Annotated in this window: 9 protein-coding genes; 6 read left to right on the top strand and 3 right to left on the bottom strand. The window is 67.9% G+C overall.

The features are described 5' to 3' along the window. The first annotated feature begins 16 nt into the window (after positions 1 to 16). The 4 genes from FZ033_RS21490 to FZ033_RS21475 all read left to right on the top strand — a co-directional run bounded on the left by FZ033_RS21490 (position 17) and on the right by FZ033_RS21475 (position 5,542). Positions 17 to 823, top strand: coding sequence for an SDR family NAD(P)-dependent oxidoreductase (locus tag FZ033_RS21490; protein ID WP_149578114.1), 807 nt, complete (start codon positions 17 to 19; stop codon positions 821 to 823). A 391-nt stretch (positions 824 to 1,214) separates the two neighbouring features. Next, positions 1,215 to 3,233: an anti-phage ZorAB system protein ZorA gene (gene zorA / locus FZ033_RS21485; protein WP_188079621.1), complete on the top strand. Its 2,019-nt coding sequence runs from the start codon at positions 1,215 to 1,217 to the stop codon at positions 3,231 to 3,233. A gap of 12 nt (positions 3,234 to 3,245) precedes the next feature. Next, entirely contained in the window at positions 3,246 to 4,136 is an 891-nt protein-coding gene (locus FZ033_RS21480; protein WP_149578112.1) for an OmpA/MotB family protein, read from the top strand. Further along, positions 4,133 to 5,542, top strand: a complete 1,410-nt coding sequence (locus FZ033_RS21475; RefSeq protein WP_149578111.1) for an EH signature domain-containing protein — start codon at positions 4,133 to 4,135, stop codon at positions 5,540 to 5,542. The genes FZ033_RS21480 and FZ033_RS21475 overlap by 4 nt, the downstream gene beginning before the upstream one ends. A 108-nt stretch (positions 5,543 to 5,650) precedes the next feature. Here the strand turns inward: FZ033_RS21475 and FZ033_RS21470 are convergent, their stop codons facing one another. Then, complete coding sequence (locus tag FZ033_RS21470) at positions 5,651 to 6,598, bottom strand: aldo/keto reductase (RefSeq protein ID WP_149578110.1); 948 nt, start codon at positions 6,596 to 6,598, stop codon at positions 5,651 to 5,653. Positions 6,599 to 7,341: 743 nt separating this feature from the next. Continuing rightward, positions 7,342 to 8,535 (bottom strand): MFS transporter, encoded by a 1,194-nt coding sequence (locus FZ033_RS21465; RefSeq protein WP_149578109.1) that lies wholly within the window; start codon positions 8,533 to 8,535, stop codon positions 7,342 to 7,344. 125 nt (positions 8,536 to 8,660) lie between these two features. On the opposite strand from FZ033_RS21465, the gene FZ033_RS21460 reads away from it, so the two are divergent. Then, a complete protein-coding gene (locus tag FZ033_RS21460) occupies positions 8,661 to 9,545 on the top strand; it encodes a LysR family transcriptional regulator (RefSeq protein ID WP_232847602.1) in 885 nt (294 codons plus the stop codon). 146 nt (positions 9,546 to 9,691) lie between these two features. Then, positions 9,692 to 10,324 carry a response regulator gene (locus tag FZ033_RS21455; protein WP_149578108.1) on the top strand — a complete coding sequence of 211 codons (633 nt, stop codon included), beginning with the start codon at positions 9,692 to 9,694 and terminating at the stop codon, positions 10,322 to 10,324. On the opposite strand, the gene FZ033_RS21450 is transcribed toward FZ033_RS21455, so the two are convergent. Continuing rightward, positions 10,317 to 12,176 carry an ATP-binding response regulator gene (locus tag FZ033_RS21450; RefSeq protein ID WP_188079619.1) on the bottom strand — a complete coding sequence of 620 codons (1,860 nt, stop codon included), beginning with the start codon at positions 12,174 to 12,176 and terminating at the stop codon, positions 10,317 to 10,319. The two genes, FZ033_RS21455 and FZ033_RS21450, sit on opposite strands and share 8 nt — an antisense overlap. Between the last annotated feature and the right edge of the window lie 407 nt (positions 12,177 to 12,583).

Here is a 12,583-nt window from a genome sequence, read left to right as displayed (position 1 = left end):
CTTCAAGGAAGAAGCCATGAAGATCGAAGGCAAGCGGGTCCTCGTCACCGGGGGCTCAAGCGGCATCGGCCGGGCCATCACCGCCGCTCTTCTTGAGAAGGGCGCGCGGGTGGTGATCAGCGGCCGCAGGCAGGATGCCCTCGACGCAGCCGTCGCGGGTCTTAAGGCCAAGGGCGGCGACGTCCATGGCATCTGTGCGGATGTGACCGAGACGGCAGGGCGGAAGGTCACCCTCGATGGCGCGCTGGTCTACCTGGGTGGGCTCGATATCCTCGTCAACAATGCGGGCGGCGTGCGCGCCGGCCGCCTGGAGGAGACGAGCGAGGCCGAAATCCGTGCCATGGTGGAGGTGGACCTTATCGCCCCCATCCTGCTCACCCGAGCGGCCCTGCCGGCGCTCCGGGCCAGCGGCGAGGGGCTGATTGCCGACGTCACCTCAGCCATCGCGCTCATCGGCATGCCCTTCTACGCCACCTATGCTGCCACCAAGGCAGGTCTTGCTCGCTTCGACGAGGCGCTTCGGCGGGAACTGGTGGGTGAGGGCGTGCGTGTGCTGACCATCTATCCCGGTGCGACGGACACTCCGATGATGCGCACCAGCCGGGCCGGCGCCGAGGTGGGTTTCACCAAGGAGCCGGCGGAGGCAGTTGCGGATGCGGTCGTCGTCGCCATCGAAGGGGATGGATTCGAGGTGGTGCGCGGCGGCGAGGCGCGGGCACAGATGATCGCCCTCAATCGCTCCGACCCCACCGTCCTCGACCGACGCTTCGCCGATCTCAAACCGGCACTGGCCGAGGCGGTGCGCGACCACTCGGCGCTTTAACAAGCGGTGGATAGGTTTGCGGGCCTGTCCGAATGGGTTCCCGCGTGACCCGTGCAAACCTCCGGTGCCCTCGCCATCATCAGCGGCGACCCGACCTATGTGGACGCGAAGGACGCCCTGCGCAGCGGACGCCTGAATCGCATCAACCTGTGGGTTGCGACGGGTCCGCTCGTGTTGGTCCCTCGGGCACAATCCGGGGCTTGCTCCCCGGTCGTCCCGCACGCCATTGTGCCGGGTAGTGTCGCGGTGGGACCGCGTCGCGCGCGGAAGCGCGACCGGCGGGAGCGGGGAAGGGATGACGATCTTGAAGGGCTTGGGGCGCTGCGTTCTTTTTTGGACAATCGCATTCGGTATCTTTGGCGTCTTGTACTGGCTCTTTCCTGTTGTCGACATGAGCGCGCTCTGGGGCGGGACCGCGCGCGCGTTCAGCGGCGATTTTTCCACCGTCGGCACTCAGCCCTATGCTTTCGCCCTGGCTTTCTGCCTGATCGCCACGGCGGCCGGCTTCGCCGCCGCCTTCCTCATCCTGCACGTGGGCCTGATTGGGGTGACACTGCGGCGTCTGCGATTGCACGTCGCAGGCACGGGAGACATGGAAGGCTTCGCCAGAGCCTATGACGCGACGCGCGCTGTCCTGGAGCGCGATCCACTGGTCAGCCATGCGTGGAAGCAGTTCGACACCGTGCTCGTTCATCGGCCGGACGAACGCATCATCCGCAGCACGGCCCGCGCCCACGCCTTCTTCAATCTGGGCATGGCGCGGGAGAAGTATTTCGGCTTGAAGATGATGGGCGCGCTGCCGGGTTATTTCGTCGGTATCGGTCTTCTGCTCACTTTCGCGGGCCTCGTGCTGGCCCTCAACAAGGCGGCCATGGCTGTCAACAGCTCGGATGCTGCCGGAATGCAGGGCGCGACGCGCGAACTGCTTCAGGTGGCGACCTTCAAGTTTGCCACCTCCATCGCAGGCCTTGGCGCCTCCATCGCGCTCTCCCTGGTGTTCCGCATCTATACCATTCTCATGGAAGGCTTCTTCAACAGCTTCTGCGAGGTGGTGGAAAGCCGGGTGCGATATCTGTCCGCGCAGCAGATCGCGGCCGAGAGCCGGGATCTCGCCGCCCAACAGGTCAATGAGCTGAAGTCCATCAACAGCGCCGACTTCTTCGTGCGCATGGGGCAGGAGCTGACGCCGGGCATGTCCCGCGTGTTCGAGACGGCGCTCGACAAAGTCATGGCGCCGGTGGCCACCAGCATCGGCGAGGCGGTCCACAAGCTTGCCGACAGCAGCCAGAGCGGCATGTCCGAGATGCTGACGCGTTTCTCCGCTTCGGTCCAGAACGGGGCGGGAGCCGAGCTGCGCGAACTCGCCGAGACGCTCCGGGGCATGCAGAACGCCATGGAGGGGGTGCAGCAGGGGCTGACCGGTTCCGGCGAGGATTTCGGCCGCCGCATGTCGGAAGCCGCCGAAAGCCTCAACCGCCTCGTCACCGATGCCGGCGCACGGCTGGGTGAAGGCACGGACCAGAGCCGTGCGGTCCTCATGGAGGCGGTCACCGCCATGCGGGAGACCTTCGAGCAGGCGAACCGCAAGGTGGACGAGGGCTTGGGCGCCGCAGCGGGTGGTGCTTCGGCACGGCTGGAGGAGGCCATGGGGCGGGTGCTCGGCAGCCTCGAAGCCCAGGTCGGCGGCTTTCGCGAGAGCCTGTCCGGCTTCCAGGAGCGGATGGCCGGCCAGCTCGATGAGACCCGGGTCCGCGTCTCCGCGGCCCAGGCGGAGGCGACCGATGCCGTCGCACAGGCGTCGGCCCAGGCGGCGCGCGCGCTCCAGGACGGGCTTGCGGATGCGCTAATGCGCATCAATGGCGAGATCGAACGTTTCGTCGTCGCCATGCGGGCCAGCGAGGTGACGCTCGCGGCGCAGGCCAAGGCGATGCTGGACGCCACCGACAAGTCGCGCCAGGTGGCTGATGCCTTCAGCCGCACCGCGCAGGAGGTGCGCGCGGCGAGCCTGCCGCTGGCCCAGTCGGGCGAGCGCATCGCGGGCGCGACCGAGAAGCTCGGCGAGGCCGCCGGCCGGTCGGTGGCGGTGCTCGACAAGAGCCAGGAGGAGGCGCGGCGGCTGTCCCAGGCGCTGACCGGCCATGTTTCCAACCTCGATCAGGTCTGGCGCAGCTATTCGGCCCGTTTCGAAGCGGTCGACGAGGCGCTGGGCAAGGCGTTCGAGCGCCTGACGCGCGGAACCGACGAGCAGCAGGACCGGATCGCCACTTTCGTTCGCGACGTGGACCAGACCTTCAAGGAAGCGGTGGACACGCTGGCCGGCTGCATCGGCGGCCTGAAGGACAATACCGAGGAGATGGTGGAAGCGATGGACGACCTGAGACGGGCGCTGCGCGTCGAGGCCGCGCAATGACCGGAGCGCACCATGGCCATCACTGACGACGCCGAACAGGCCGGATCCGAGGAAGGTGAGAACTATTTCATCTCCATGACCGACATGATGGTGGGGGTGCTGTTCATCTTCATCATCATGCTCATGGTGTTCGCACTGGACTTCCGCACCAAGACCGATGTGCAGGAGGATGCCATCGAGGTCACTCGCGAGGTGGCGCGCAAGCTCGATGCCCTGAGCGGGCAGGTGCGTTCGGCCATCGCCACGGTGGATGCCTCCCAGCAGGTGCGTCGCCAACTGCTGCAGGACATCGAGAGCCAGCTGCGCGCAGAGGGCCTCAACGTGCAGATCGACGAGCAGAACGGCGTGCTCCGCCTGACCGAGGATGCTGTGCGGTTCGAGCCGAGCCGGTCGGACCTCGCCGGGCGGGCGCGGTCAAATGTCGACAAGATCGCCCGGGTCCTCGACCGGGTGCTTCCGGCCTACACCGCCTGCCGCGTGGCCGCAGCACCGGCAGCCGGCCCAGCCTGCCGGCCGGGGGCGGGTCCCTCCCTGGAGACGGTCTTCATCGAGGGCCACACCGACAGCACCGGCGAGGACGGCGCCAACTGGCAGCTTTCCACCGAGCGGGCGGTGAACACCTATCGCGCCATCGTCGCGGGTGCGCCTGACCTGCGCAGCCTGCGTAACCTGCGCGGCGAGGAGATCCTGTCGGTCTCCGGCTATGCCTGGACCCGGCCTATAGACGCCACCGAAAGCCGGGAGGCTTGGGCGCGAAACCGTCGCATCGACCTGCGCTTCGTGATGGAGGTGGACAGCCGGCGCCGCCTGGAGGAGATCCGCACGCTCACCGACGAGATGAAGCAGCAGATCGATCGCCTCACTGCCGCAAGCGCCGCGCGGTCGGGCAAGGGCGCACCGTGAACGAGGTCCCAACCCGTCTCAAGGATGCCCTGAGGGCGGTCGGGCGCAGGGCCGCGCCGACGGCGCTTCTTCCCAGGGAGCCGGCGGTCGCCAGGGCGCTCGCGCGGCTCCCGGCCGACATGCTCGGCTTCTCCGCGCCCGCCCGGGGGCGGAACTACAAGCACATTGCCGAGGCGATTGCGGAGGCCTGTCACGCCGGCCGTCCGCTGGATCGCCGGGGCTTGCGGGATGCGCCCTGGTGCCTGTGGCAGACCCGACCGGCGCTGGCGCAGGACCCGCGCTGCCTCGCGGCCGTGCTCGGCGCGGTTGCCGCCAGCCCGCGGCGCCGGCCGCTCAGGAGCCTGGCCTCGGCCTGGATGATGAGCTTCGAACCCGGCCAGCCGGGCATGGCGGAGGCGGCCCGGCTGCTGCGCGACAGCGCATCGATGATGGGCAGTCCTTGGGACAGGCTCTCGGCCAGCTTTGGCCTGTTCCATGAGGCGGAAGGGCCGCGCCGGGTTGCGGAGGCCGCGCTTTCGGGACGGGTGACCCCCGTGGCGGTTCTGAAGCAGGGCGGCATAGGCAGCCTCGACGCGACCAGCGGCTATGCCAAGGCCTGCCTCGCCCTGCTGCTCGGCATGATCGAGGCGGGACAGGTGCGCGACCCCATGGAGCGGCTGAAGCGGGTGCGCGATGTCGCCGTGCGGCCCGACGGGCGTCTCGTGTTTCAGGAGCTCGGACCCCAGACCTGCTGCGCCCTGCTTCGCCCCTTCCGGGAGGCCCTGCCGGACCGTGCGGTTCGCGATGCCTATCTCGACCTGCTGCTGATGCTGTTCGGCGACCCCCGGCTGCGCCCCGCCGCCTGGGCGCGGATGGTGGAGGAGGGCGAGATGGTCCGTCACTGGCTGACGGAGCAGTCGCTGCGCCAGTTCCTGGACGTGGCGGACCGGGCGGCGGGGGCGCACGATTTCGGATCCATGTGGCCGGCCCGACGCCGGTTCTGGGAAGCAGTGTACGATGCGGGCGTGGTGAGCGAAGCCTGGGTGGTCTTCAGTCCTTTGGGCGTTGACCTCGCGAAGCGGCTTCTCGGCGAGACTGCCAGCTTCGGCCGCTTATCGCGGGGCGGGGGGAAGCCGCTCGCCGAGGGCCACACCGTGCTCCTGCTGCGCGTGGGCCAGCGCGGGCTCGTGGCCGACTGGAGCTTCAACGGCCAATGCAACATCTGGTTCGACCACGAGGTCACCGACGCGCCGCGGCTCTACAAGGCCAATTATTCGTCCGATGAGCTGGGTGTGCGTGACACGGCGGCAGGGCGCGCGCGGCAGGACACCGTGAGCTTCATGCACAGCGGCGACTGGCAGGCGCGCGTCGCCGACGAGATCGGGAAGATCACCGGCGTCCACATTCCTTCCTCCAGCTATCTGTGAAGCCATTTCAGATCTTCTCACCGCGACTGCGGACGACACGGGCTTCAGGATCCGGGCCGGACCCGCCGTTCGCGTACCGCGATGGCGGTGACGAGCATGTTGCCGGCCTCAGATGCTGGCGCGGTCGAGACGGCTCAGGGCCGCCGCATCGAGGGCGAGGCCGGGCGCCGCCATGATGTCGTCGAGCTGGGCGAGGCTGGAGGCGCTGACGATGGGGGCGGTGACGCCCGGCTGGGCGATGAGCCAGGCGAGGGCGACCTGTGCCGTCGTTGCGCCGAGGCGCGCGGCGATCTTGTCCATCTCGGCGAGGAGGTCGAGGCCGCGTGGATCGAGATAATGGGCGACGGTGCCGGCCCGCGCCTTGCCCTCGAGGTCTTCGGGCCTGCGATATTTGCCGGTGAGAAAGCCTGCCGCGAGCGCGTAATAGGGAATGACGCCGATGTTTTCCATCAGGCAGAGCTTCTGTAGCGCGCCCTCGAACAGGGCGCGGTTGACGAGATTGTAGTGTGGCTGCAGCACGCTGAAACGGGGATAGCCCTTGGCGTCGCTCGTGGCGAGGGCTTCGGCGAGGCGGGGAGCGGTGTAGTTGGAGGCGCCCACCGCGCGCACCTTGCCGGCCTCCACCAGGCGGGCGAATGCTTCCAGGGTCTCCTCGAGCGGCACGGTGTTGTCGTCGATGTGCGCCTGGTAGAGGTCGATGTAGTCGGTGCCGAGCCGGCGCAGCGAAGCCTCAGCCGCGGCGATGATGTGGGCCCTGGAGAGGCCCTTGCCGGCGGCCTTCATGTCCATGCCCACCTTGGTTGCGAGGTGGACCGCCTCGCGCCGTCCGCCGCGCTTCAGCCAGGCGCCGATGATGCGCTCCGATTCCCCGCCGGTGTGTCCGGGCAGCCAGATGGAATAGACGTCGGCGGTGTCGATCAGCGAGAAGCCGCGCGCCACGAAGGCATCGATGATGGAGAAGGAGGTGGCCTCGTCCGCGGTCCAGCCGAAGACGTTCCCGCCGAGGGCAAGGGGCGCGATGCTGATGCCGGAGGTGCCAAGCGTGCGCTTGTCCACGCTGATATCCTCGAAAAATGGGTGCGCCGGGTGCGCCGCTGCAGTCGCGGCGTACCATAGCTGCCGGCGGCGGCGGATGGAATGAGCCATCGGTCGCCCTGCGGTGTCTTGATCGCCCGCATGCCAAGCCCGCCTGTGATGCACTGGGCGAGATGCGAGACCGGTGTTTTCGACAATCGACGCTCCCCGCGCCGGTCCTTGCGAGACGGGGCGCGGGTTCGCGCGATGCAGGCCGGGGGCAACAGGCGGTGGTGAGACCGTCGCCTGTTGTGCTGGAGCTGGCCGGGCCGGAGCGGCGCCATCAGGAGCCCTGGGAGGCGGCATCCTCGGCCGGGCCCCAGTGCGGGTTCCGGGAGCTGACGAGCACGATGCCGGTGCCGGGTGGCGCAGTCCGTTTGGCATGCGAACCGCCTGCGGCCGGTTGAGGGAGAAGAGGGGGCGATCGTACCCGTTGGCATAGTCTTTCGCGAAGATCTGGTATTGTTGTTCATTTTCTTGGCGCTGTATTCATCAGAATAGGCGTTATTGACGGTGCCGATGATGGCCAGTGTTCCGATGATATCGAAGATCTTGAGATGGGCGTTCACGGCCATAATTCGGTATTAAATACAGGATTAAGCTGTGATCATGACGATTTATGTGAAGTTTTTCGTTCAGATTGCAGTCTATTTCATGGATATGGGGCGGGCGAAATCTTCGTATGAGGGCGGGGCACTCGCCCTCCCGTGTCGCGGCCCCTTCGCTCAGGCTCGGTGACGCGTCAGCCGGGCCCGCACCTGCAGGGCGGTGGCCACCGTGCCGATGCCGATGCCGAGCGCGCTCACCAGCGCCCATCCGCCGCTCGTCCAGGCGGCCGTCGCAAGGGCTGAGCCCGCCGCGCCGCCGAGGAACATGGCGCCCATGAACAAGGTGTTCAGCCGGGCCCGCGCCGCCGGCCGCAGGGCGAAGACAATGTGCTGGTGCGAGACCAGCGCGCTCTGCATGCCGAAGTCCAGCAGCACGCATCCCACCACGAGGCCGGCGATGGACCCCCAGGCGCCGAACACGACCCAGGCGAGGAGGGTCACCGCCGTTCCCAACACCACGGCGCCGGTGGGGCCATGGCGGTCGGCAAAGCGGCCAGCGATGGGCGCCGCCAGGATGCCCACGGTGCCGACGAGGCCGAACAGGCCGGCAATGTCGGGGCCAAGGCCGAACTCAGGGGTTTCCAGCCGGAAGGCCAGGATGGTCCAGAACACCGTGAAGGCGGCGAAGAGCAGGCCCTGGGTGACCGCCGCCAGCCGCAGCGCCGGGAATTCGCGCCACAGCTCCACGATGGAGCCCATGAGCCGGCCGTAGCCCATGGCGGAATCCGGCGCGCTGCGGGGCAGGATGGCGGCCATGAGCGCCGCTGCCCCAAGCGACATGGGCACCGCGAGCCAGAACATCTCCCGCCAGCCCGCATGGGTGGCGACGACGCCGGCAAGCGTCCGGCTGAGCAGGATGCCGCTGAGCACGCCGGCCATCACCATGCCCACCGTGGCGCCGCGCCGCGCGGGGGCGGCGAGGTGCGCCGCCAGCGGCACGATCTGCTGCGCCACCGTGGAGGCAAGGCCGACAGCGAAGGAGGCGAGCACGATCACCAGCGCGCTCGGGGCGAGGGCGGCCAGCGCCAGCGCGCCGGCGAGCACGACGAACTGCGCCACGATGAGCCGCCGCCGCTCCACCAGGTCGCCCAGCGGCACCAGCAGGAACAGGCCCAGCGCATAGCCGAGCTGAGTGGCGGTGGGGATGGCGACCGTGAGGCGTCCGGGCAGGTCCTGCCCGATCACCGCCAGCATGGGCTGGTTGTAATAGATGTTGGCAACCGCGATCCCCGCCGCAGCCGCCATGGCGAATGTGGCGCCGGGGCCGGCGGTGGCTTCCCCGGCCGTGATCTCGTGGGTCGTCATCTCCATCTCCCGTTTCGGCTCGCCGGCACGCGTCCTCGGGGGCCGGCCGGCGTCTGTCGCGATGGAAGATAGGCTGTTGCGATCTGGGATATAGTGCTGTCCATTGATGCACAATCATATCGGATTTCGTTATGATGGACCTTGGCGCCCTCACCCTCCTCGTGGAGACTGCTTCAGCGGGCAGCCTTGCTGCGGCGGCCCGCCGGCTGCGGTTGTCGCCCATGGCGGCGAGCCGGCTTCTGGCGAGCCTGGAGCGGGAACTCGACGTGCGGCTGATGCATCGCACGACGCGCGCCCTGTCGCTGACCGACGAGGGCCTCGCCCTGCTACCCCATGCGCGGGCCATCCTGGAGGAGCACGCCGCCGGGCTGGCGAGCGTGAAGGGCGAGGGTGCAGGCGCGAGCGGGCTTCTGCGCGTAACCACCTCGCTCGCCTTCGGCCGCCAGATGGTCGCGCCCATGGTGGCGGACTTCATGCAGGCCAATCCGCAGGTGCAGGTGGACCTTCAGTTGACCGACAGCGTGGTGGACATCGTCGCCGAGGGCATGGACCTCGCCATCCGCATCGCCACGCCCAGCGACAGCAGCCTCGTCGGCCGCCGCATCGAGGACAGCCCGCGGGTGCTGGTGGCATCCCCGGCCTATCTCGAACGGCATGGGTCGCCGCACGACCTCGCGGCGCTTCAGCATCACGCCTGCCTTACGGTGAGCGCGGCGCCGCACTGGAGCTTCCGCGCCGGCGGCGAAATTCGCCGGGTGAAGGTGGCGGGGCGCTTCACCGCCAATTCCATCGACGCCCTGCACGAGGTCTGCCGTGGCGGCCTCGGCATCGCCAACCTCTCCGGCTGGAACGTGCGGGAGGACCTTGCCTCTGGCCTTCTGCGGCAGGTCACCCTGGCCGATGCCGTCCCCGAGGCGCTGGGCATCTGGGCGGTCTATCCCACGCGCCGCATGGTTCCGGCCAAGGTGCGCCTGTTCATCGACGCGGTGGCCGCGCGGCTGAAGCAAACGGCTTGAAGCCAAGCCCCGTGGCCGCATCACCTGCGGCGCCGTCCTAGGCCCATTGGCCCATCTTGCCGGGCATTGCCGTCAAGATATAGATTGTGGTCCAGCGATTTTCGCGCCAGCCGCTCGAAGTCCGGGGCGTTCGGTGGTTGCCGGCCATGAAAATACTCATCGTAGATGATCACTCCGTCGTGCGTGAGGGCGTCGCCGCCCTGCTCCTGAGCGGCTTTGCCGGGTCGTGCGTGCTGGAGGCCCACGATTGCGCCCGCGGCCTCGACATCGTGGACGAACACCCGGACCTCGACATCGTGGTGCTGGACCTTGGCCTGCCCGGTATGGGCGGCATGTCCGCCATTCCCGAATTCGGCCGGCGCCGGCCAGCGCTGCCGGTAATCGTCCTGTCCTCGTCCGAGAATGCCCACGACGTGAAGGAGGCGCTGGCGCTGGGAGCGCTCGGCTATGTCCCCAAATCGGCCAGCCGCCAGACCCTGCTCGATGCCATGGAGTTCGTGCTGAAGGGGCACGTCTATGTGCCGCCCTTCACCCTTTTGCCCGATACCGCGCCGGTGGCCGCGAGCGAGGCGGTGGAGGAACCGGCGCCCCACCTCACGACCCGGCAGCTGGAGGTGCTGAAGCTGCTCTCGCGCGGCCTCTCCAACAAGGAGATCGGCAACACCCTCGACCTGTCCGAGAAGACGGTGAAGGTGCATATCACCAGCATTTTCAGGTCGTTGCACGTGATCAACCGCACCCAGGCGGCGAGCGCCGCACGCCAGGGCAATCTTATCTGACCCGTGTATCCGCCTCCGAGGGCAGCGTTCGCGCGCCCTGGGCCAGCAGGTTGGTGATGGCCGCCCTGAGCTTGCTGTTGTGAAGCGGCTTGTGGAGCAGCAGGAAGCCGCTTTCGCGGGCTTCCTTGAGCCGGTCGGGCGCGGTGTCGCCGGTGATCAGCAGGGCTGGAATGTCCTCGTTGTATTCGGACTGCAGCCGCTGGATGGTCGCGATGCCGTTCTCGCCCTGGCGTAGGCGATAATCGCAGATGATGAGGTCCGGCTGCCGCGGGCAGGTGGCGACCTTTTCCAGCATCTGCGTCACCGACTCGGCGACGATGACCTCGTGTCCCCAACTTGCGAGCAGGCTCTGCATGGCGGACTGGATGGCGGCCTCGTCGTCCACCACGAGGATGAGGCCAGACACCATGGCGCCGCGGGCAGGCCCGGCGCTGGCGGCGGGCTGTTCCGGCGCCGTGGCCGCGATGGGCACGGAGATCGCGAACACCGATCCCTTGCCCGGTCGCGACCTCAGCGCAAGCGGGCAGGCCATGAGTTCGGCGAGCCGCTTCACGATGGCGAGCCCCAGCCCGAGGCCCATGGCCCGATCCCGCTCCGCATTGCCGAGCTGGTAGTATTCCTGGAAGATCCGCTGCTGTTCCTCGCCCGGGATACCCTTGCCCGTATCCCAGACCTCGATGGACAGGCGCCGACCCCGCCGGCAGCCGATGACGACGCGGCCCCGGTCCGTGTAGCGCACGGCATTGGAGACCAGATTGCGCAGCACGCGCTCCAGCAGGATCGGGTCGGCAACCACCGCAAGCGAGCAGGGCTGCACCACAAGTGCGATCCCCTTGCGCGCGGCTTCCTCGTCGTAGTCGCGCACGATCCGTTCCACCAGCGGGTGGATGTGGAAGGCGCGGGAATCCGATTGCACCACACCGGCGTCGAGGCGCGAGATGTCGAGCAGCGAGGTGAAGAGGCCGTCGAGGGCGGAGACGGATTCGTCGATGTGCCCCAGGATCTGCCGGGCCGGTGCATCCAGGCTGCAGTTCTGCATGGCGCCGAGAAACATGGTGAGCGCGTGCACCGGCTGGCGCAGGTCGTGGCTCGCGGCGGCGAGAAAGCGCGACTTGTCCCGGCTGGCCTGCTCGGCGCGTTCCTTCTCGTTCCGGACCTCCACCAGCAGGTCGATGTTCTCGAACCGCAGGCGCAGGGCCTCCACCAGGCCCCGGTTGGAGCGCCAGCCGAGCGTGGCCATGGCGACCACATAGAGCAGATCCAGCAGCATCAAGGCATGGGAGAGGATGCCGCCATGCAGCACCGCCCATACCGGATAAGGCAGCATGGCGGGAAACAGCAGCGCATAGAAGGCCGGCAGGTAGCTGCCGAACGCCGAGGCGGCGCCGGACGCCACCGCCGAGGTGACGATCATCACCCAGAGCTGAAGCTCGATGCGGCCGGGAGATACCAGGAGAACCGATCCCGCGCCCCAGGTGATACCTTCCAGCAGGCTTATCAAAATGAAGATCGTGGCGAGCATCGGCAGGCGGGCGGGGAGCGCGACGCGCCAGTAGACCCAGCACAGGACAAGGTGGCCGAGCGCGACGGCGACGAGCACGGCGGACCATGTGACCACGGTGTCGAAGGCCACGCCGTCATGCAGCAGCAGCACATAGGCGAGGATGAGGCCGCCGATCATGGCGCCCAGCACGCCGACGGGGGTATTCCGGAACAGGACTTTGAGCTGCTCGGACTGGACCCGGTCGTGGGCACCCACAGGCTCCGGAGCGCGCTCGCGCAGGTCCGTCCTTCCGCTCGCGAGCGGTGCCGCGCCGGGGGACAGGGACAATGTCGACCTCAGGAGCGTCACCGTCGCCTCGGATCTGCTGAGACGTTGCCGTTTATAGCACACATGCATCAAGTAAAGGATCAGTGCTGCGCGTACTGGATGAATAATCGTGATGGATCGGGGCGAATCATCGTCTGAAAACGAACGCCATCGCGAAAATAGAGGCACCATAATACGGTGCTCTATTCGCTTTCGGCCGGGCCGATGGTTTCAGCATGGAAGGTCATAGGACAGGTCGTAGGACGATCGGGCGGATTGCTGCCGGCGCGTCAAGGTCTACTCTATGCGCGCGAACGGTGCAGGAGGCGCTGCCGCCGGCGCGGATGTCGACGGAAGTCAGCCCGAGCGGGTGGCGACCGGTTTCGTGGCTCTCATCTCGAACGCTCCTTTCTCAAACGCTCCCTTGTCAGCCGCAAGAGGCACAAGCC

Source organism: Xanthobacter oligotrophicus (assembly GCF_008364685.1).
Lineage (GTDB): Bacteria > Pseudomonadota > Alphaproteobacteria > Rhizobiales > Xanthobacteraceae > Xanthobacter > Xanthobacter oligotrophicus.
This window is presented reverse-complemented; position numbering and strand designations above follow the sequence as displayed.

Bases quoted from the DNA above. Each gene is read 5' to 3' on its own strand.
- zorA (WP_188079621.1), top strand. From the start codon at position 1,215: ATGAGCGCGCTCTGGGGCGGGACCGCGCGCGCGTTCAGCGGCGATTTT.
- FZ033_RS21455 (WP_149578108.1), top strand. From the start codon at position 9,692: ATGAAAATACTCATCGTAGATGATCACTCCGTCGTGCGTGAGGGCGTC.
- FZ033_RS21490 (WP_149578114.1), top strand. From the start codon at position 17: ATGAAGATCGAAGGCAAGCGGGTCCTCGTCACCGGGGGCTCAAGCGGC.
- FZ033_RS21465 (WP_149578109.1), bottom strand. From the start codon at position 8,535: ATGGAGATGACGACCCACGAGATCACGGCCGGGGAAGCCACCGCCGGC.
- FZ033_RS21480 (WP_149578112.1), top strand. From the start codon at position 3,246: ATGGCCATCACTGACGACGCCGAACAGGCCGGATCCGAGGAAGGTGAG.
- FZ033_RS21460 (WP_232847602.1), top strand. From the start codon at position 8,661: ATGATGGACCTTGGCGCCCTCACCCTCCTCGTGGAGACTGCTTCAGCG.